We start from the raw sequence: 19,441 nt of genomic DNA on the forward strand, positions 1-19,441 counted from the left end.
AGGAGGGAAAGATATGATTCCAGGGGAATATTTCTTAAAAAAAGACTCAATCACATGTAATAACGGAAAGAAATCGATTAGCGTGACTGTAATCAATAGAGGCGACCGACCTGTTCAAGTAGGGTCACACTTTCATTTTTTTGAAGTGAATGCCGCGCTCGAATTCCCCCGCGAAGCCGCGCTTGGCTATCATTTAAATATTCCAGCCGGTACAGCCGTTCGTTTTGAGCCAGGTGATGCAAAAGAAGTGGATCTGGTTGCTTTCTCCGGAACAAGAGAAATCTATGGTCTTAACAATAAAACAAACAGATCGCTTTCTGATAGAAAGGAAGATATATAAGATGAGTTTTCAAATGTCGCGACGTCAGTACGCAGATATGTTTGGACCAACTGTGGGAGATGCTGTTCGTTTAGCAGACACAGAGCTATTTATTGAAATTGAAAAAGATTTCACAACCTACGGAGATGAAGTGAAGTTTGGCGGTGGAAAAGTCATTCGTGACGGAATGGGGCAGCATCCTCTTGCAACGCGAAGCGAAGCAGCGGACTTAGTGTTGACAAATGCCATTATTGTTGATTATACAGGTATATATAAAGCAGATATTGGAATAAAAGATGGACTCGTTCAAACCATCGGAAAAGCGGGCAATCCCCTGTTGATGGATGAAGTAGACATCGTCATTGGTGCGAGTACAGAAGTGATTGCAGCAGAAGGGAAAATTGTAACCGCCGGCGGTATTGATGCGCATATTCATTTCATTTGTCCGCAGCAAATTGAAACCGCTCTTGCCTCTGGCGTGACAACGATGATCGGAGGAGGAACGGGACCTGCTACAGGAACAAAAGCTACAACTTGTACACCCGGAGCATGGCATATCGAACGAATGCTTGAAGCTGCTGAAGCATTTCCAATGAATATTGGCTTTTTAGGAAAAGGAAATGCAAGTGCCAAAGAGCCTTTAATTGAACAAATTGAAGCAGGAGCGATTGGATTAAAGCTTCATGAAGACTGGGGAACCACGGCATCTGCCATCGACACAAGCTTGCAGGTTGCAGACGAGTACGATGTTCAAATTGCGATTCATACAGATACCTTAAATGAAGGCGGTTTTGTTGAAGATACCATTGCTGCGATTGGTGATCGAGTCATTCATACATATCATACTGAAGGGGCTGGAGGCGGACATGCGCCTGATATTATGGAAATGGCAAGCTTTCCAAACGTGCTTCCATCATCAACTAATCCAACAAGACCCTATACAGTCAACACGCTTGAAGAACATTTAGATATGCTCATGGTATGTCATCATCTTGATCCCTCTGTACCAGAAGACATCGCTTTTGCTGATTCCCGAATTCGCAAAGAAACGATTGCAGCTGAAGATATTTTACACGACTTAGGTGTATTCAGTATGATTTCTTCAGATTCTCAAGCAATGGGACGTGTAGGAGAAGTGATTACAAGAACGTGGCAAACAGCTGATAAGATGAAAAAGCAGCGAGGAAAACTTGATGGCGACAGCGAAGCCGGCGATAACACACGTGTCAAACGCTATGTAGCTAAATATACCATTAATCCAGCTATTGCTCATGGAATTTCCGAATACGTAGGATCGGTAGAAACAGGGAAAATGGCTGACTTAGTACTATGGGAGCCAGCGTTTTTTGGAATAAAGCCTGACTTGATTGTAAAAGGCGGGCTTATTGCCCATAGCTTAATGGGAGATCCTAATGCATCGATTCCAACCCCACAGCCGGTTTTATACCGTCCGATGTTTGCTTCTTATGGAAAAGCGAGAGCTAAAACGTCCGTTACATTTGTGTCAAAAGCAGCGTACGAGAAAAGAGTGGGAGAGAAACTGGGGTTACAAAAGCTGCTTAAACCGGTAAAAGATATTCGTCAATTAAAAAAAACAGATATGAAGTTAAATGGGGAAATGCCTAAAATTGAAGTTGATCCCCAAACATATGAAGTAAAAGTAGATGGACAAATGATTGCATGTGAAGCAGCAGAAGTCGTGCCTATGGCGCAGCGATACTTTTTATTTTGAGGTGAAAAAAATGGTAATCGAAAAAATTATCGGAAATATAGCAACATTAGAAAAACGAGCTCCGCATATAGAAAAGGTATATATCGAAAGTGATCACTTAGTAAAACGCGTTCAGCGCGTTGTGACAGATCACGGTAAGGAACTAGGAATCCGTCTAAAAGAAAATCGCGAGCTGGCTGATGGTGATGTGCTATTTATGGATGAAAGCAATATGATTGTTGTCCATGTGCTAGCAGACGATATTTTGACCATTCAGCCGATTGATATTCAACAGATGGGAGAAATTGCTCATCAGCTTGGCAACCGACATTTGCCGGCGCAGTTTGAAGGTAGAGAAATGCTCGTACAGTACGATTATTTAGTGGAAGAATTGCTCCAGCAGCTCGACATTCCCTATAAGCGCGAAAAAAGAAAAGTAAAACAAGCTTTTAAGCATATCGGACACAGTCATGACTAATTCATTGCTTTCGCTGATTCAACTATGTGATTCAAATTTTCCATCAGGTGCATTTTCACATTCATTTGGTTTTGAAACGTATATTCAGCGAAATCAAATTTACAACACAGAAACCTTTCAAGAAGCGCTTCGTACATATCTTGATGTTCAGCTGACGTATACGGACGGCTTAGCATGCAGACTGGCTTATGAGTATGCTGCTCATAACCAGTTTAACGAAATTATGAGAGTTGATCATGAACTATACGCTCTTGCTTTGTCAAAAGAAACAAGAGAAGGGACAAGACGGGTGGGCCAGCGCATGTTAAAACTTTGCTTAGAGTTATTTAAAGGCACTTATTTAGAAAAGTATATGAATGAAGTAAAAGCAAAGAAGGCGTACGGACATCCTGCTGTTGTATTTGCGCTAGCCAGCTTGCAGTTAAATATTACAAAAGAAGAAGCCGTTTTAAGTCACTTGTACGCTAGCATCTCTTCTTTAATTCAAAATGCAGTTCGCGGTATACCAATCGGCCAAACGGATGGGCAAAAAACGCTCGTTCTTTTTCAACCGCTGCTGCAGCAAGCACTTCAGCATATTTTACAAGCAGATCAAGAGGAATTTGGTGCCGTGACACCAGGGTTAGAAATTGCTCAAATGCAGCATGAACAATTGCATGTCCGATTGTTCATGTCATAAAAAAGGAGGGAAGGCCTTCTAACGATGAAGGCGTAAAAAATGGATGCAATTAAAATTGGAATTGGTGGACCTGTTGGTGCAGGGAAAACAATGTTAGTAGAACGATTAACGCGTGCGCTAGAAGGACAGCTCAGTATGGCAGTCGTTACAAACGATATTTATACAAAAGAAGATGCACAATTTCTAGTGAAAAACAGTATTTTGCCAGAAAATCGTATCGTAGGGGTAGAAACAGGAGGATGTCCTCATACGGCTATTCGAGAAGATGCATCCATGAACTTTGCTGCGATCGATGAGTTAGTGGAACGTCACCCCGATGTTGAACTTATTTTTGTGGAAAGCGGAGGAGATAATTTAGCCGCAACGTTTAGCCCAGAGCTCGTTGATTTTTCGATTTATATCATCGACGTAGCACAAGGAGAAAAAATCCCGCGTAAAGGCGGCCAAGGAATGATTAAATCTGATTTATTTATTATCAACAAAACAGATTTAGCCCCGTATGTAGGAGCTAGTTTAGAAGTAATGGAAAAAGATACAATCCAAGCGAGAGGGCACAAGCCTTTTGTTTTCACCAATTTAAAAGAAGATAAAGGGCTCGATCAAGTTGTAGAGTGGATTAAAAAAGAGGCATTTTTAATCGGCCTTGAATCATGAGCTACACGGGTTATTTAGAGCTTCGAGCAGAAAGAAACAGTGAGCGAACCGTTATTAAAGATACTTACCATTACGGGGCTTTCAAAGTTGCAAGACCTATTTACATGACTCCTGAATCACCTTTTGTTTATATGCTTCACGTAGGCGGAGGATACGTGAGCGGAGACAAATATAAAACGATGATAACGGTAGAGAAAAATGCTCAGCTGACGGCTACTACTCAATCTGCGACAAAGGTGTACAAAACACCGAACGAAGCTGTTTTACAAGAAACGTGTATAACCCTTGAAGAACAAGCCATCATGGAATATATACCCGACCCGCTTATTTTGTATGAAAATGCTGCATTTGTCCAAGAAATAACGGTTCATATGGCAGAAAGCGCTGCTTTGTTTATGTGTGACAGCATCACCCCGGGGTGGTCGCCGGATGGGCAGCTGTTTCAATATACCTCTATGCGTTCCAAGCTTAAACTGTATGTAAACAAGCAGCTGAAGGTGTATGATCATTTATATTTGAAGCCGGAAAATCATTTGCGCGGCATGATGAAAATGGAAGGGTATACTCATTTTGGATCGATCATCATTGTTCATCCAAACACCGACGATGCCTTTATAGCGAAAATACATCAGCTGTGCGAAGAGGCATGCTGTAAAGTAGGTACTTCTGCACTTCCGGTTTCCGGATGTGCTATTCGAATACTAGCTGCTAGCACACAAGAAATTGAAAACATAATCGCTAAAATATACGGATTGTTCCGACAGCATTTACTAAAAGCTGAAGTATCACTTTTGCGTAAATATTAAAAAAAGAAGCCGATTGGGGCTTCTTTTTTCTAGAACCATAGACTAAATAATCCGTCGCTTACACCTAAATTATACATATAATAGAGGCCAAATATAATGCTGACAGCACCTGTCACCTGCATCAAGCAGCGATTTAGCGTGAGTTGTTTTTTAGTTGTAACGAACGGAATCCCAATAACCGTTGTAAATAACAGCATGCCAAGACAAGTGCCAATTCCAAAAATCATAATGTACAGAGCACCTTGCCATGTGTGAGTAACGGTGCTCATCGTTAATACAACCATCGCTGCGCTTCCGGCCAGTCCATGAACAAAGCCGATGCCCAATGACTTTAAGTAAGACGTTTTTTCGTGATGCGTATGTACTTGCTTTTTGTAAGACAAAAACGACGTAAAACCAAGGTAAACCAGCATAATGCCTACTAAAAATTCAAGTGACATGCTCATACGTTCAGAAATACTGCTTTTTAACACAATTAAAATCATGCCAAAAATAAACAGCGTAAGCGTATGGCCAATCCCCCAATATACTCCTGCAAGCGAAGAGCGCCACAGCTTTTTACTTTTTGAAGCAATGGTTGATACAGCGATAATATGATCTGGTTCTAGAGCATGCTTGATTCCTAAAAAAAACCCTAGTATTAAAATTGAAAAAAAACTTGTTTCCATGTCAGCTTTCTCATCCTTTCGTACGTATAAAACTAGTATATCGTACGCTTATGTTTTAATAAACAGAAAATTCTAAACAAAATGTCTGATCGAGTAGCTAAACAATTCATCAATTTACAATAAGTTACAAATATTAAGGGAGATGTAGTATAAAAATTGTACATTTACAAAAACTATGAGTAAATTATTGTGAGGTTGATAACTATGGACAAAATTTCTACCGATATCATACTGTGGAGTTTTTTTATACGTCAAAATGTTGGGATAGAACGTGACTAGACTAGAAGCTCTTTTATGGAGCATTGCGTTGCCGGGCTTTGGACAATTACTAAACAAAAAACATATTAAAGGAATTTTGTTTATTGTACTTGAATTTCTCATTAATATGGGCGCAAATTTTAATGAAGGCATTCGTTTAAGCTTTTTAGGAGAAACAAGGCAGTCCCTAGAGGTAATGAACATGCAGTGGTTAATGTTTTATCCATGTTTGTATTTCTTTGCAATTTGGGACGCTGTTAAAGAAGCAGAAAACGGCGCATCGAGATTTACATTTATTCCTTTTGTCTCCTGTGCTTATTTTGTTACAGTAGGCATCATGTATTCCTCAGTGACAACCATCAACGGTGTTTTTATAGGACCAATTTGGCTGCCTATGCTGTCTGTTGTACCCGGGCTTGTTATTGGACTCATTGTCAAAAAGCTATTAGAAGTGTATATACATAAGAAAAAATAAACGTCATTACAATCTATACATATGTAGATTTTAATGGACGTTTATTTTATTTTTGTTTATAAATAAGTAATAAAGTCTCTTATTTAGGGAACGTACTAACAGTGGCTGTTTTTACATAACTTTAAGAGAAAGTGAACTACTTATAAAAAAGAGCACATTGAAAATGGAGAGAATGTGTACAAGCTTATATAATAGCAATTTGACAAAAAGAAGCTGGAGAGAAGGTGAATCGAGGATGATAACAAATGGTATTTATCGTTTTTTCTTATCTGGTACATATGCGGAGTTGTCTTGCTTTCCTTTGATTTGCTCCCTTCATGGTTAGAATGAGCAAACGCGGTCTTTTTACACTTGAGCAGTCTTCTTGCTCTTATTTATCTAGCTAAAGCCTATGGGGTAAGGCGGGCACTGGTCGTTGCGGTATTTGTGACAGGCGCATCTATTTATGTCGAAAGTCTAGGTGTTAAATATGGATTTTTATTTGGCTCCTACGATTATGAAAAAGATTTTGCCAAAATTTTAGAGGTTCCTCTAACCATTGGTTCTGCTTGGTTTATGGTTGTGATTACAAGCAGAATATTAGCTTTAGGGATTATGAAGCGTATGGAGCTGCCATTTATTGTCCATGGAGTTGCCTATGCAATCATTAGTTCGCTATTTGCTGTTATTATGGATTTGGCTATTGATCCTGTTGCCTATGTTGTTAAACAATATTGGGTGTGGGAAGGGGACAGCTTTTATTATAATATTCCTTTATCTAATTTCTCCGGCTGGTTTTTACTGTCTTTCTTCATTCAGCTGGTCGTATATTTCTTTTTAGCTAAGTCTCCTAAAGAAAAAGAGCCGGTATGGGAAAGAAGAATGATATTTTTGTATAGTGCAGTCGTCGTGATGTTTGTGATTGTAGCGTTAATAAATGGCCTATGGCTTGTCGTATGGCTGACGATGATTCCTTTTCTTATTCTTTATATTGTGTATAAAAAGGAGACTCGCTTATGATTTATCCGAATAAAAACCGAATATTTGAGCGCTTTTTTCAACTGATTCATCATCAAGTGTATTTTTCTCAGAATTATAAGCAGGAATTCTATGAGCTATTTCAGCAAAAAACGCTTCCAACCGATCCGACTGTTTATATTTGTAACTCTTCATACACCGATAATACGGTGGCTCCGGGTGATAATTTATTTATTTTAGTGAATGCCCCTGCTGTGAAAGAAAAGAATCAAGAAGAAATGAAAGCTTACAGAGAAGTTGTCTATCGCAAGCTTTCTCATTTTGGTTTAGATATCAAGTCTTCGCTTGTACATGAACGAATTGTCACTCCATATGAAATCGAACAAACATTTGGTGCATTTAAAGGCGCTTTTTACGGAGTGAGTTCAAATCGAAAAATGGATAGTTTTCTTCGCCCAAGCAACGTCTCAAAAGATGTTAAAAACTTATATTTTGCAGGAGGAACGTCTCACCCCGGAGGAGGGTCTCCTATGGTCACGATTAGCGGCATCAATGTAGCTATGCTTATTTCATCTTCCTAATTGATAAATCAGGATTGTCAAAAAGTTTAGTTTTTTGGTACTATAAGAAAGTGCAGAGGCTGTTAACCCACTGTTCTTACGGATGGAAAAGATGAAAAATATGTTACATAACGAAGTTGAAAAGGTGATTACATAACTATATGATTGTATTTACGTGTCTTATTATTATCATAAGCATTATCCGTCCGTACTTGGAAAGCGTGACTGTTAAGCGAATTGCTTCAGAAGGCAAAAAAATTCGCTACTACAAAGAACAGTTCTTTTTTTATGTGCTAATTTTACTATTTTATATTGCGGTTATGGTATACCATGCGGTTCCAATTTCTATGTTAGGATTACAGGGAGTATATCTCGATACGATTCACCGGACGGCTCCGTATCCAGCGTGGGTTGAATATTTGCTGCTTTTAATCTTTGCCGGCTTTATCATTCTTTCCATTATGCTTCATTGGATGAAAGATCATGGAGAAACGGTTTTTTTAGAACAGGAGATGCCCACGTCAATCGAGGCAACCGTTCCTAAAACGGAAAGAGAGAAAAAGTGGTGGCTTGCATACAGCGGTATTTCAAGCTTTGTAGAAAGCACCGTCTATTTTCCTAGCTTTTATTTATATAGTCACTATGTATTAGCCATTCAAAATACATGGGTGTTGGCTATTTTAATTGGTATTGGTTATTTCCTATCACAGCTAGCTTTCCAGCGTGATCGTTTAAGTATCCAGACGCTGTTAGTTGGTATCGGGCTAGGCGCTTTATTTATCATGACGAAGTCAGTTGTCATTATGGTCTTGTACTATGGCTTTAGCTTCTTAATTTATGATATTTACCAACAAGATCGCAATCTAGTAAAAAGTACAGATGATCACTAAGAAACAACACGGCATAGAACCGTGTTGTTTCTTTTTTTTATAATTTATAAAAAAAGCTTGAAAAGCGCTTTCAATAGTCTTATAATTTAGATAAATCGATTTACTAAACCGGTTTAGTAAGTGTTTAGTTAATATAATAAGAAAGGTAGGTCGATTTATGAATAGTATCATTATCCCTTTAAATGCATTTGAAACGACAGGCTATCAGCACACCATGATTCAGCGAATACATGAGCAGCAAGTGCATGGAGTGGAAATTCGAAGAGAGTTAATGAAAAAAGTAGATCAAGAGATTGACCTTATTGCCGAAGAATTAAAAAGATATCCGCTTTTTACAGTATATTCGGCTCCAATTGAACTGTGGAAAGAAAATGGAGAGTTAAACAAACAAGAATTAAAATCTGTTCTTGAAGAAGCCGCATCACTTGGGGCTCAGTGGGTAAAGGTTTCTCTTGGCTTTTATCAGCTCCAATCTCCTATCGCAGATTTACAGCAGCTATTGCAGGCATTTCCAACTTTAAATCTATTTGTGGAAAACGATCAAACCAGTCACGGAGGAAACATAGCATCTCTACACGCATTTTTTGATAGCGCTTACGGAGTTCCTGTTTCCATGACGTTTGATATTGGTAATTGGCTTTATGTAAAGGAACGACCTGAGGAAGCAATAAAAAAGTTAAGGTCATTTGTGGGCTATATTCATATTAAACACGTAATAAAAAGCAGCGGAAAGCTAGTGACAACCGCTATATCAAACGATTCAAATGAAATGTGGAAAGGTATTTTGAAAGGGTTTTCTCATTCGATTTTTAAAGCTTTAGAGTTTCCAATCGATGAACTGGAACAAATTCCAGGCTTCATTTCATTGGTGCAAGCAGCAGAACAGGAGGAAGTTCAATGAATTCGTTAGACGTTATTACCTTCGGAGAAGCAATGGCGATGTTCATGGCAGAAAAACCAGGACCGCTGCATGAGATTAAGCATTATACGAAAGAACTTGCCGGGGCAGAAACAAATGTAGCAATTGGTCTCGCTCGTCTCGGTCTGCGCGCAGGCTGGGTAAGCAAAGTAGGCAACGATCCTTTTGGTACGTTTATTATGAAGCGGCTACAAGAGGAATCTGTCAACACCGATTGTGTACTAGTAGATAGCGAACATGCAACAGGCTTTCAAATTAAATCAAAAGTGGAAGTGGGAGATCCAGAAGTTTGTTACTTCCGAAAAAATTCAGCAGCCAGTCACTTGCACTCCAGCGATTTTAATAGAAACTATTTTTTAGCAGCAAAACATATGCATATGACAGGAATACCGCTTGCTGTGTCAGCAAGTATGCGCGAATTTGCTCTACATGCACTTACATCTATGAAAGCAGCTGGGAGAACGGTTTCCTTTGATCCAAACCTGCGACCGACTCTTTGGACATCAAAGGAAGAAATGGTTTTTACAATCAATGAAGCTGCTAAACAAGCAAACTACGTTCTGCCGGGTATTGAAGAAGGAAAAATCTTAACCGGTTACGAAAATCCGGAAGACATTGCTTCTTATTATTTAAATGCAGGCGTAGAGCTTGTTGTTATTAAACTAGGTGAACAAGGAGCCTTTTTTAAGACGGCAAGAGAGCAAGGAATAGTTAAAGGAATAAAAGTGAAACAAATAGTGGATACAGTCGGAGCAGGAGACGGTTTTGCAGTAGGACTGTTAAGCGGACTTCTTCAAAATGATTCTCTTACTCAATCTGTCATGAGAGCAAATGCCATTGGGTCATTAGCTGTACAAAGCCCTGGAGATAACGACGGATATCCAACTGAACAGCAGTTGCAAAGATATATGGAATCTCAAAAACAAGGAGTGAAATGATGATGAAACAGCAGCTAGCAAAAAAAAGATGGCTCCGGTTAATTCCTATCGTATTTATCACATATAGTCTTGCTTATTTAGACCGTGCAAACTATGGATTTGGAGCAGCGTCAGGGCTGGCAGAAGATCTTCATATTACGCCAGGTATTTCGTCTTTATTAGGATCGCTCTTTTTCTTAGGTTATTTCTTTTTTCAGATTCCAGGTGCTCACTATGCTGAAAATAAAAGCGCCAAAAAGCTGATTTTTTGGTCTCTGATTTTATGGGGAGGACTTGCTACAGCTACGGGTATGGTAAGCCACGTTGGGTTTTTGTTTGTTATTCGATTTGCTTTGGGAGTAGTTGAAAGTGCCGTTATGCCTGCTATGCTCGTGTTTTTGAGCCACTGGTTTACAAAAGCAGAACGTTCTAGAGCCAACACGTTTTTAATTTTAGGAAACCCGGCAACAGTTCTTTGGATGTCTATTGTTTCTGGGTATTTGCTAGAATCGTTTGGCTGGAGATGGATGTTTATTTTAGAAGGTTTTCCGGCTGTTATTTGGGCATTTTTATGGTGGAAACTAGTAAATGATGAGCCAAAAGATGCAGGATGGCTGTCGAAAAAAGAAAAAGCGGATTTACATGACGCATTACAAAAAGAACAAGAAGGAATCAAACCTGTTAAAAGCTATAAAGAAGCTTTCAAAAATCGTATCGTCATTTTATTAAGCATTCAATATGCTTTATGGAGTATCGGCGTCTACGGATTTGTTATGTGGCTGCCGTCTATTATTAAAGCAGCGCCTAACATGAGTATAGTGAAGACAGGATGGTTAGCGTCCGTTCCTTACGTATTAGCAGTTGTATTAATGTTAGCGGTTTCATATCTATCAGATAAGTTTTTAAAACGTAGCGCATTTGTATGGCCGTTCTTATTAGTAGGAGCGCTTGCTTTTTACGGATCTTATTTAGTTGGCACAAGCAATTTCTGGCTTTCTTTTACCTTACTCGTTATCGCCGGAGGAACGATGTACGCTCCGTACGGACCGTTCTTTGCGATTATTCCTGAAATTTTACCGCGTAATGTTGCTGGAGGAGCAATGGCCTTGATTAATAGTATGGGCGCACTTGGTTCATTTGCTGGTTCTTATATTGTAGGGTTTTTAAATGGATCAACAGGAGGATTCGGCGCTTCATATATCTTTATGGCCGGAGCACTATTCCTTGCTGCGATTCTAACTATTGTTGCAACGAAAAAGCCAAGAGAAGTTCAAAGTATAAAGCCAGTCGAAACAACGGCTTAATGTAACCATAGAAAAGGAGAATTAAAATGCAGATTAAGAAAATTACAAGTAGCGGTATTGTAGCGGTCATTCGAGGAGCAAGTGCTGAGCGAATTATCCCGCTTGCCTACGCGTTAAAAGAAGGCGGAGTAACAACCCTAGAAATTACAATGGAAAACCCTGCTGCTGTAGAGGTTATTAAAGAGTTGAAAAATGAATTTGACGACTCGATGTTTATTGGAGCAGGAACTGTTCTAGACGAAGAAACAGCACGAATCGCTATTATGGCGGGAGCATCATTTATTTTTTCTCCTACAGTGAACGAACGAACAATTAAAACGGCTAAAAGATACGGGGTAATTAGCGTTCCGGGAGCTTTTACTCCAACTGAAATTTTAACAGCATATGAATGCGGTGCAGATATGATTAAAGTCTTCCCGGCAAGTGTAGTAGGCCCCGCCTATTTTAAAAATATAGCAGGACCGCTTCCACACATTCCATTAATGCCAACAGGAGGCGTTACAGCTGAGAATGCGGGAGCTTATATCAAAGCGGGAGCAGCTGCTATTGGAGCAGGAAGCACATTAGTGGATGGAAAACAGCTTCCAACTCCTGAATACTTACTTCAAGTAACAAAGGAAGCAAAACGTTTTACTCATGAAATTCAAGAAGCTAGGCTTGCGTACGCTTAGTAAATAAAGCCTTCTACTACTAAGAAGGCTTTTCCTTTTTCGTTTTTTTCGTTTACACTAGGAGTAGCATAATTTTAGGGATTGAATGAAAAGGACGGATCATGATGCAAAAAGTTACTATGCTTGATGTTGCCAAAACAGCAAATGTCTCCAAAAGCACCGTATCACAATACATTAACAAGCGGTACGAATATATGGGAGAAGAAACACGAAAGAAAATTAAAGAAGCGATTGATACACTCGGCTATCAGCCCAACTATCTAGCACGGAGCTTAAAACAAAAGCGAACGTCGATGATTGGGATTATTGTCGCGAATATTATGCACAGATTTTCCACTGAAGTCATTCGTGCAATTGAGGACTATTGCCATTCACAAGATATACATGCCATCATCTGTAACGCAGATGATGATCCTGAGAAAGAAAAGAAATATATTAATATGTTAAAAGCAAAGCAAGTAGATGGTCTTATTTTATTTCCAACGGGGGCCAATACTTCTCTTTATGAACAGATGAGTAAAGAAGAATATCCGGTTGTCATTATGGATCGTAAAATTCATGATGTAAAAGGGAAAATCCCATCCGTAGTGGCGAACAATAAAGAAGCCACAAAACAGGCTATTTTGCATCTGCTCCAGCTTGGACATAAGCATATAGCGATTATTACAGAACCATTAACCATTACACCTCGGATTGAACGTATAGAAGGGTACAAAGAAGCGTTAACATCAGCAAGCATGCCTGTAAATGAATCCATGATTATTAACTGCAAAAAAGCGGACATGCAAAAAGCGCTTGAGAAGCTATTTGCAGCCGACAGTCCGCCGACAGCGCTGCTTGCTGGAAACGACTTAGTATTCATTGAAGTGCAGAAATTTATTAAACAAAACGGATTTAATATCCCAAATGATTTATCTTTAATTGTTTATGATAATATTCCTTATGCAGATGTAGCAACGCCTGCCGTTACCACGATTTCGCAGCCTGCTTTTGATATGGGAACAAAAGCAGCAGATTTACTCATTAAGCAAATTTTAAAAGAAAAAATAGCTTATGAAGAGTACCAGTATGAGTGTGAATTAATTATTCGGGAAACGACTTTATCGCATTAAGCTAAAAAGAGCGCCTATGGCGTGCTCTTTTTAGCTCATTAAAATATTGGTTTTTTCACGCTGTTACTAAACCGATTTAGTAGAAAGTGAGGAGAAGAAATATGAAGATACAACTAGCATTAGATCGCGTCACAATTGAAGAAGCTATTATACTTGCCAAGCTGGCTGAACCCTCTGTTGATTGGATTGAAGTAGGTACATCTCTTATAAAAGAGTACGGAATTGAAAGCATTTATAAAATCAAACATGCCTTTCCGCATAAAACGATTGTAGCAGATATAAAAACGATTGATAACGCAGAGTATGAGTTTACAATGTGCTATCAAGCAGGGGCAGATGTAGCAACGGTAATGGGCGTATCACCTTTACCAACGATAGAAACGTGTGCAAATGTAAGCGAAAAATGGAATAAAAAAATGATGGTTGATTTATTAAATACGTCAAGCAGCTTACAAAAGCAAGTAAGTATTTACAATAACTCTATTTTCTGCCATCATATCAGCAAAGACGAACAAGAAAAAGAAGGAAAATTGCTGAGTCAAATAAATTTGCGGCAGTATTTTCATTCAGATGCGCAAATGGCAGTAGCAGGAGGAATTAATCCAACCTCAGCAGCATCGTTACTTCAAATGAAGGCAGACGTAGCGATTATTGGATCAGCCATTACAAAAAGCGCGGATGTGGCAAAGGCATCTGCTGAGTTTCAAGATTTATTTATGAGCAGGGGGAACGTATAATGACAAAAACACACACGATTTTACATGAAATTACGACCGTAATGAATCACATAAAAGAACCTCAAATAGAAGAAGTAGCGTTTTTACTTTATCAAGCTAAACGAATTTTTGTTATAGGCGAAGGTCGCTCTGGTTTAATGGGCAAATCATTTGCGATGAGACTGATGCATTTAGGTGCGACAGTATACGTTGTAGGGGAGACCATTACTCCTTCGATTGCAGCAGGTGACGTATTGGTGGCTGTATCTGGTTCAGGAAAAACACAGCAAGTGGTGAGTATAGCTAAAAAAGCCAAAGAAGTAGGATGTTCAGTTATCGGTATTTCAGCTAGTACAGAATCACCATTAACTGCTCATACTGATAAGCTGCTGCACATTCCTGCTGCAACCAAATACCGAAGCGAAAATGAAGCAGCTTCTATTCAGCCTCTTGGTTCATTATTTGATCAATGTGCTCACGTTGTATTTGATACCATTTGCTTGGAATACGGGAATTTGAACCACACGGATCATGAACAGGCGTTTAAGCAGCATAGCAATTTAGAGTAAGTGAAAAAGCACTCTTTTTATACGAAAAGAGTGCTTTTTGATGCAAATAAGTCTACGTCTAAACGTGGACTTCACTTTTGTTTATTGCGAATATATTCATTCTCTTCAAAGTAAATAACAGCATTTTTATGTTGAAATTGCTATAATATACAAGCCGGTACATATACTAAGGCGACTGAGAATAAAGGAGTTTTGATTGATGACAAAAATAAAATTAATTTCACATAACGATTTAGATGGTGTAAGTCCAGCATTGTTGGGGCGGTTAGCTTTTGACGACGACAATTTTGATTACAGCACGGTAAGCATTGGCCGCATCAATGACACGGTGGAGCATTTTATTGAAGACGAAAACGATGGAGACACAGCTTTATACATAACGGATATTAGCGTGAATGATGAAGTAGCGGAAAAATTAAATGAACTGGTAAAAAAAGGCCAGCAAATCACTCTTATTGACCATCATATCTCTGCTCTTCCACTAGCTGAGAAATATGATTGGGTTCATGTTATCGCGGAAGATGAAAACGGTAAAAAGACGGCAGCTACATCTCTTTTCTACGACTACTTAGTACGCCACAACATGCTTCAAAAAACGGCGTTGCTTGATGAATACGTAGAACTTGTGCGCTTATTTGATACGTGGGACTGGTTCCATGAAAATAACTTGAAAGCAAAGCGCCTCAATCACCTATATTATCTAATCCCGCATGAAGAATTTAAAGAGACCATTCTAGAAACACTTCGTGAATCTTATCATACTGAAAATCAAGAATTTACATTTACGGACAAACACGAAATTTTACTGGAAGCAGAAGAAAAAAAGATTGAAAAATACATTTATGACAAACAAAAACAAATCATAAAAGAAAGCGTTGAAATTGCTAAAACAGAGTATAACGCAGGCATTGTATTTGCAGATACATATCAGTCTGAGCTAGGAAATGCACTATGTCTAGAAAACGAAGATATTGACTTTTCCGTTATGGTAGATATGGGACGCCAAAAGATTGGCTTCCGTGCAGTAAAAGACGAGATCAACTTAGCAGAAATTGTTGGGCACCTCGGAGGAGGAGGTCACCCAAAAGCTTCTGGATGCAAGTTAACAGCTGAAACGTTTGCTCTTTTCGTCACGGATCACTTGTTTAAAGATGAAGAAAAAAGTGAATAAAGCGTATAAGGAGGGGATGATATGTCGTTTAAAGATCTAGTTGTCGTTGTTACTGGAGCTGCGAATGGAATAGGAAAAGATGTGTCCCGCGCATACGCGAGACAAGGAGCAAAAGTAGTATTGGCAGACATGGACGAAACGGAAGGGGAGCGTCACGCAGAGGCTATTCAAAGACAAGACGGGGAAGCCATTTTTGTAAAAACAGACGTCCGAAAAGAAGGAGATATTTTAAATCTCATTGAAAAAACGGTCAGTACGTATGGGACGATACATATTTTGATTAATAATGCAGGCGTTTCTCGCTGGAAATCACCGTATGAGCTAACCGTTGATGAATGGGATGACATTATCAATGCGAACTTGCGCAGCGTGTTTTTATGCTCTCGCGAAGCGGCTAAAGTGATGAGGAAAAATGAAAGCGGAGGCTCTATTGTGAACTTAGCTTCTACGAGAGCTACAATGTCTGAACCTCATACAGAAGCCTACGCCGCTACAAAAGGAGGAATCGTTGCTTTAACTCATGCACTTGCCATTTCGCTTGGTGGTGACAACATCACAGTAAATGCTATTTCTCCAGGATGGATTGAGACATCGGATTACGATGGCCTCCGTGAAATTGATCATACGCAGCATCCGTCTAATCGAGTGGGAACGCCGGCGGATATTTCAAGAGCGTGTATGTACTTAACAAACGCTGAAAATGATTTTGTGACAGGAGCTAACCTCGTAGTAGACGGAGGAATGACGCGAAAAATGATTTATGAACATTAAGCATCTACGAAAAAAGACTGCCATATCTAGCAGTCTTTTTTCATATAATCAAGAAAAGAAGCAAATAATAATTTTTTTCTTGACAGACTGAAATAATCATTGTAAAGTAAGTTACATAAAGTAATTAAATTTCAATTAATATTTTTTCGGTTTAATATCTCGAATTAGAGATATAAGAATTCATTATATCTTGTTTATCCTCTTTTATCAGGGGGAAGGGTATAAACATGCAATTTAAGTTTAAAAAAACAAACAATTAGGAGTGTGGAAAATGGGTTTTTTAGATAAATTATTTGATAAATCAAGTGATCAGCAACAGGTTGGAAAAGATTTTTATGAAGCAATTAAAAACCGACGTTCTATTTATGCAATTGATAAAAATGTAAAAATATCAGAAGAAAAAATTGAAGAAATTATTAACTTTGCGGTGAAACATACCCCTTCATCATTTAATTCTCAAAGCGCACGCGTAGTCGTTTTATTTGGCGAACAGCATGATAAAGTATGGGGTATTACGAGAGAAACGCTTCGTGAAATTGTGCCAGCTGAAAATTTTGCAGATACGGATCAAAAAATGAACTTATTCGGAAGCGGCTATGGAACAGTTCTTTTCTTTGAAGATCAAGAAGTAATTGAAGGGTTGCAAAAACAATTCGCATCTTATAGCGAAAATTTCCCAGTTTGGTCTAACCAATCATCAGGTATGCTGCAGCATGTAATCTGGACAGCACTTGAGCTGGAAGGCCTAGGAGCAACTTTACAACATTACAATCCATTGATTGACGATGAAGTAAAAGCAGCTTGGCATATTCCAAGTTCATGGAAGCTGATTGCCCAAATGCCATTTGGTAATCCTGTGGCACCGGCGGGAGAAAAAGAGTTTCAAGCGCTAAGTGAACGTGTAAAAGTATTTAAATAATCACAAAAAAAGCTTGGGATTTTCTAATTTCAAGCTTTTTTTTACGAAGAATAGTTTGAATATTCTTTTATGTTTAACCTAAGAAAAATGCGGTTAAATAAGGGGAGTAGTCCTCAAATCTTCTGTGGAATTTATGCGTTATACATAAACAATTCAATGATGTTTTGCAAAAAAATAAAGTTTTTAACTTGGTTTTTTAGAGAATATTTGTTAACATATCCACTTGTGAGGTCTTAGTAAGAGGAGGATGATGTAAAGAATCCCATATCGGACGCAAGGGCGTTAGGTATGTGGAGTGGGAATTTTAAAGGAGGATTTTATGTCTGATCAAGGAAAGTTTAAAAAATCAATATCGTTACTTGACCTAACGTTAATTGGGATGGGAGCTATTTTTGGTTCCGCCTGGTTATTTGCGGTTAGTAACGTAGCGTCAAAGGCTGGTCCAGCCGGAAGTTTTTCGTGGCTGATTGGCGGAGTCATTATTTTACTTATCGGTTTAGTGTATGCTGAACTTGGAGCAGCGCTGCCGCGTACCGGTGGAATTATCCGTTATCCAGTTTACTCACATGGTCACTTAGTGGGTTACTTAATTTCATTCATTACCATTATTGCTTACACTAGTTTGATTGCCATCGAGGTAACGGCTGTACGTCAGTATGTTGCTTTTTGGCTTCCTGGTCTAACTAAACATGGTTCTGAATCGCCTACTACAATTGGCTGGTTATTTCAGTTCGCGTTGTTAACGCTATTTTTTATCATTAACTACGTAAGTGTAAAAGCATTTGCTAAGTCAAATGTCATTATATCTGTGTTCAAATATGCGGTTCCTCTTACAATTATCGTCGTGTTAGCTTATCACTTCAAATCAGCTAACTTTACAACTGGCGATTTTGCTCCGTTTGGTTTTAATGGTATTCAAGCAGCCATTTCAACAGGTGGCGTTATGTTTGCCTACCTAGGACTTCACCCTATTGTTTCTGTAGCCAGTGAAGTTAAAAATCCGCAGCGTAATATTCCAATCGCGCTAATTATCTGTATTGTACTTTCAGCGATTATTTACACAGCACTGCAAGTATTGTTCATTGGTAACATTCCGTCTGATATGCTATCAGGAGGATGGGGAACAATTCAAGAGCAATTCTCTTTACCATTTAAAGATATTGCACTTATTCTAGGCCTTGGCTGGTTAGTAACGCTTGTTATTTTTGATGCTATTTTATCACCAGGCGGTAACGGGAACATCTTTATGAATACAACTTCTCGTCTAGTTTATGCTTGGTCTCGTAATGGAACACTATTTAAACGTTTCTCAAAAGTAGATAAGAAAACAGGAATTCCACGTGCGTCACTATGGCTATCATTTGGAATGTCTGTATTCTGGACACTGCCATTTCCTTCGTGGGAAGCACTAGTAAACGTATGTTCAGTAGCACTTATTCTGTCTTATGCTATTGCGCCAATTTCAGCTGCTGCATTCAGAGTAAATGCAAAAGACCTTAAAAAGCCTTTTAAATTAAAAGGTATGAGTGTTATTGCTCCTGTTTCATTTATCTTCTGTTCCTACATCGTGTATTGGTCAGGGTGGACGACAATTTCTTGGCTTCTAGGATCACAGCTTCTAATGGTCGTTATCTACGTAGCGTTTAAAAAATACGTACCAACTGACGTTGTAAAATTTGCACAGCAGCTTAAATCTGCGTGGTGGCTAGTTGCTTATTATATTATTATGCTTGTTATCTCTTACCTAGGTTCATTTGGTGGAGGACAAGGTGTGCTAAGCAACCCACTTGACTTAATTTTAATTGCTCTCGTTTCCCTCGGTATTTTCTACTGGGCGAAATATACAGGTTTACCAAAAGCAGTTATCGATACAGATGACTAATAAAAAACACGGCATGAATTCATGCCGTGTTTTTT

The 19,441-nt window shown here is 38.8% G+C and carries 22 protein-coding genes; 21 read left to right on the forward strand and 1 reads right to left on the reverse strand.

Annotation, left to right across the window (positions count from 1 at the left end):
• Positions 1–13 precede the first annotated feature (13 nt).
• From M3225_RS09370 to M3225_RS09395, 6 genes are read left to right on the forward strand one after another with little or no spacing between them, the layout of a single operon-like run.
• Entirely contained in the window at positions 14–340 is a 327-nt protein-coding gene (locus tag M3225_RS09370) for an urease subunit beta (protein ID WP_251392837.1), read from the forward strand.
• A 1-nt stretch (position 341) separates the two neighbouring features.
• Positions 342–2,051, forward strand: coding sequence for an urease subunit alpha (ureC, locus tag M3225_RS09375; RefSeq protein WP_251392838.1), 1,710 nt, complete (start codon positions 342–344; stop codon positions 2,049–2,051).
• Between the two features lie 10 nt (positions 2,052–2,061).
• Entirely contained in the window at positions 2,062–2,508 is a 447-nt protein-coding gene (gene ureE, locus M3225_RS09380; RefSeq protein WP_251392839.1) for an urease accessory protein UreE, read from the forward strand.
• The gene (locus M3225_RS09385) at positions 2,501–3,187 is read left to right on the forward strand and encodes an urease accessory protein UreF (protein ID WP_251392841.1); all 687 of its coding nucleotides are present in this window, start codon (positions 2,501–2,503) and stop codon (positions 3,185–3,187) included. Before ureE ends, M3225_RS09385 begins: the two co-directional genes overlap by 8 nt.
• Positions 3,188–3,226: 39 nt before the next feature.
• Positions 3,227–3,841, forward strand: a complete 615-nt coding sequence (ureG, locus tag M3225_RS09390; protein ID WP_251392843.1) for an urease accessory protein UreG — start codon at positions 3,227–3,229, stop codon at positions 3,839–3,841.
• A complete protein-coding gene (locus M3225_RS09395) occupies positions 3,838–4,647 on the forward strand; it encodes an urease accessory protein UreD (RefSeq protein WP_251392845.1) in 810 nt (269 codons plus the stop codon). The genes ureG and M3225_RS09395 overlap by 4 nt, the downstream gene beginning before the upstream one ends.
• Before the next feature lie 29 nt (positions 4,648–4,676).
• Here M3225_RS09395 and M3225_RS09400 read toward each other — a convergent pair whose 3' ends face one another.
• A complete protein-coding gene (locus M3225_RS09400; protein ID WP_251392846.1) occupies positions 4,677–5,315 on the reverse strand; it encodes a HoxN/HupN/NixA family nickel/cobalt transporter in 639 nt (212 codons plus the stop codon).
• 271 nt (positions 5,316–5,586) lie between these two features.
• On the opposite strand from M3225_RS09400, the gene M3225_RS09405 reads away from it, so the two are divergent.
• The 15 genes from M3225_RS09405 to M3225_RS09475 all read left to right on the forward strand — a co-directional run bounded on the left by M3225_RS09405 (position 5,587) and on the right by M3225_RS09475 (position 19,406).
• A complete protein-coding gene (locus tag M3225_RS09405) occupies positions 5,587–6,048 on the forward strand; it encodes a hypothetical protein (RefSeq protein WP_251392848.1) in 462 nt (153 codons plus the stop codon).
• Between the two features lie 351 nt (positions 6,049–6,399).
• The gene (locus M3225_RS09410) at positions 6,400–7,047 is read left to right on the forward strand and encodes a carotenoid biosynthesis protein (protein WP_251392850.1); all 648 of its coding nucleotides are present in this window, start codon (positions 6,400–6,402) and stop codon (positions 7,045–7,047) included.
• The gene (locus tag M3225_RS09415; RefSeq protein WP_251392852.1) at positions 7,044–7,586 is read left to right on the forward strand and encodes a phytoene desaturase family protein; all 543 of its coding nucleotides are present in this window, start codon (positions 7,044–7,046) and stop codon (positions 7,584–7,586) included. Before M3225_RS09410 ends, M3225_RS09415 begins: the two co-directional genes overlap by 4 nt.
• A gap of 140 nt (positions 7,587–7,726) precedes the next feature.
• Positions 7,727–8,455 (forward strand): hypothetical protein, encoded by a 729-nt coding sequence (locus M3225_RS09420; RefSeq protein WP_251392854.1) that lies wholly within the window; start codon positions 7,727–7,729, stop codon positions 8,453–8,455.
• Between the two features lie 157 nt (positions 8,456–8,612).
• Positions 8,613–9,356: a sugar phosphate isomerase/epimerase family protein gene (locus M3225_RS09425; RefSeq protein ID WP_251392856.1), complete on the forward strand. Its 744-nt coding sequence runs from the start codon at positions 8,613–8,615 to the stop codon at positions 9,354–9,356.
• Entirely contained in the window at positions 9,353–10,312 is a 960-nt protein-coding gene (locus tag M3225_RS09430) for a sugar kinase (RefSeq protein ID WP_251392857.1), read from the forward strand. The genes M3225_RS09425 and M3225_RS09430 overlap by 4 nt, the downstream gene beginning before the upstream one ends.
• A gap of 2 nt (positions 10,313–10,314) precedes the next feature.
• The gene (locus M3225_RS09435; protein WP_251394368.1) at positions 10,315–11,595 is read left to right on the forward strand and encodes an MFS transporter; all 1,281 of its coding nucleotides are present in this window, start codon (positions 10,315–10,317) and stop codon (positions 11,593–11,595) included.
• A gap of 26 nt (positions 11,596–11,621) precedes the next feature.
• Positions 11,622–12,266 carry a bifunctional 4-hydroxy-2-oxoglutarate aldolase/2-dehydro-3-deoxy-phosphogluconate aldolase gene (locus M3225_RS09440; protein ID WP_251392859.1) on the forward strand — a complete coding sequence of 215 codons (645 nt, stop codon included), beginning with the start codon at positions 11,622–11,624 and terminating at the stop codon, positions 12,264–12,266.
• A 101-nt stretch (positions 12,267–12,367) separates the two neighbouring features.
• Entirely contained in the window at positions 12,368–13,378 is a 1,011-nt protein-coding gene (locus M3225_RS09445; RefSeq protein ID WP_251392868.1) for a LacI family DNA-binding transcriptional regulator, read from the forward strand.
• Positions 13,379–13,479: 101 nt separating this feature from the next.
• A complete protein-coding gene (hxlA, locus tag M3225_RS09450; RefSeq protein WP_251392870.1) occupies positions 13,480–14,115 on the forward strand; it encodes a 3-hexulose-6-phosphate synthase in 636 nt (211 codons plus the stop codon).
• Positions 14,115–14,663: a 6-phospho-3-hexuloisomerase gene (gene hxlB, locus M3225_RS09455; protein ID WP_251392871.1), complete on the forward strand. Its 549-nt coding sequence runs from the start codon at positions 14,115–14,117 to the stop codon at positions 14,661–14,663. Before hxlA ends, hxlB begins: the two co-directional genes overlap by 1 nt.
• Positions 14,664–14,862: 199 nt before the next feature.
• Positions 14,863–15,834 carry a DHH family phosphoesterase gene (locus tag M3225_RS09460; protein ID WP_251392873.1) on the forward strand — a complete coding sequence of 324 codons (972 nt, stop codon included), beginning with the start codon at positions 14,863–14,865 and terminating at the stop codon, positions 15,832–15,834.
• 21 nt (positions 15,835–15,855) lie between these two features.
• The gene (locus M3225_RS09465; protein WP_251392875.1) at positions 15,856–16,605 is read left to right on the forward strand and encodes an SDR family oxidoreductase; all 750 of its coding nucleotides are present in this window, start codon (positions 15,856–15,858) and stop codon (positions 16,603–16,605) included.
• 271 nt (positions 16,606–16,876) lie between these two features.
• Complete coding sequence (locus M3225_RS09470; protein WP_251392877.1) at positions 16,877–17,524, forward strand: nitroreductase family protein; 648 nt, start codon at positions 16,877–16,879, stop codon at positions 17,522–17,524.
• A gap of 319 nt (positions 17,525–17,843) precedes the next feature.
• On the forward strand, positions 17,844–19,406 hold the full coding sequence (locus tag M3225_RS09475) for an APC family permease (RefSeq protein ID WP_251392879.1): 1,563 nt from the start codon (positions 17,844–17,846) through the stop codon (positions 19,404–19,406).
• Positions 19,407–19,441: the final 35 nt, after the last annotated feature.

This window comes from Priestia aryabhattai, from assembly GCF_023715685.1.
Classification (GTDB): domain Bacteria; phylum Bacillota; class Bacilli; order Bacillales; family Bacillaceae_H; genus Priestia; species Priestia aryabhattai_B.

Excerpts from the sequence above, each read along its gene's own strand:
- hxlB (WP_251392871.1), top strand. The coding sequence starts at position 14,115 with ATGACAAAAACACACACGATTTTACATGAAATTACGACCGTAATGAAT.
- ureC (WP_251392838.1), top strand. The coding sequence starts at position 342 with ATGAGTTTTCAAATGTCGCGACGTCAGTACGCAGATATGTTTGGACCA.
- M3225_RS09400 (WP_251392846.1), bottom strand. The coding sequence starts at position 5,315 with ATGGAAACAAGTTTTTTTTCAATTTTAATACTAGGGTTTTTTTTAGGA.
- M3225_RS09370 (WP_251392837.1), top strand. The coding sequence starts at position 14 with ATGATTCCAGGGGAATATTTCTTAAAAAAAGACTCAATCACATGTAAT.
- ureG (WP_251392843.1), top strand. The coding sequence starts at position 3,227 with ATGGATGCAATTAAAATTGGAATTGGTGGACCTGTTGGTGCAGGGAAA.
- M3225_RS09470 (WP_251392877.1), top strand. The coding sequence starts at position 16,877 with ATGGGTTTTTTAGATAAATTATTTGATAAATCAAGTGATCAGCAACAG.
- M3225_RS09415 (WP_251392852.1), top strand. The coding sequence starts at position 7,044 with ATGATTTATCCGAATAAAAACCGAATATTTGAGCGCTTTTTTCAACTG.
- M3225_RS09425 (WP_251392856.1), top strand. The coding sequence starts at position 8,613 with ATGAATAGTATCATTATCCCTTTAAATGCATTTGAAACGACAGGCTAT.
- ureE (WP_251392839.1), top strand. The coding sequence starts at position 2,062 with ATGGTAATCGAAAAAATTATCGGAAATATAGCAACATTAGAAAAACGA.
- M3225_RS09445 (WP_251392868.1), top strand. The coding sequence starts at position 12,368 with ATGATGCAAAAAGTTACTATGCTTGATGTTGCCAAAACAGCAAATGTC.
- M3225_RS09465 (WP_251392875.1), top strand. The coding sequence starts at position 15,856 with ATGTCGTTTAAAGATCTAGTTGTCGTTGTTACTGGAGCTGCGAATGGA.
- hxlA (WP_251392870.1), top strand. The coding sequence starts at position 13,480 with ATGAAGATACAACTAGCATTAGATCGCGTCACAATTGAAGAAGCTATT.
- M3225_RS09430 (WP_251392857.1), top strand. The coding sequence starts at position 9,353 with ATGAATTCGTTAGACGTTATTACCTTCGGAGAAGCAATGGCGATGTTC.
- M3225_RS09420 (WP_251392854.1), top strand. The coding sequence starts at position 7,727 with ATGATTGTATTTACGTGTCTTATTATTATCATAAGCATTATCCGTCCG.
- M3225_RS09475 (WP_251392879.1), top strand. The coding sequence starts at position 17,844 with ATGTCTGATCAAGGAAAGTTTAAAAAATCAATATCGTTACTTGACCTA.
- M3225_RS09385 (WP_251392841.1), top strand. The coding sequence starts at position 2,501 with ATGACTAATTCATTGCTTTCGCTGATTCAACTATGTGATTCAAATTTT.
- M3225_RS09395 (WP_251392845.1), top strand. The coding sequence starts at position 3,838 with ATGAGCTACACGGGTTATTTAGAGCTTCGAGCAGAAAGAAACAGTGAG.
- M3225_RS09440 (WP_251392859.1), top strand. The coding sequence starts at position 11,622 with ATGCAGATTAAGAAAATTACAAGTAGCGGTATTGTAGCGGTCATTCGA.
- M3225_RS09435 (WP_251394368.1), top strand. The coding sequence starts at position 10,315 with ATGAAACAGCAGCTAGCAAAAAAAAGATGGCTCCGGTTAATTCCTATC.
- M3225_RS09460 (WP_251392873.1), top strand. The coding sequence starts at position 14,863 with ATGACAAAAATAAAATTAATTTCACATAACGATTTAGATGGTGTAAGT.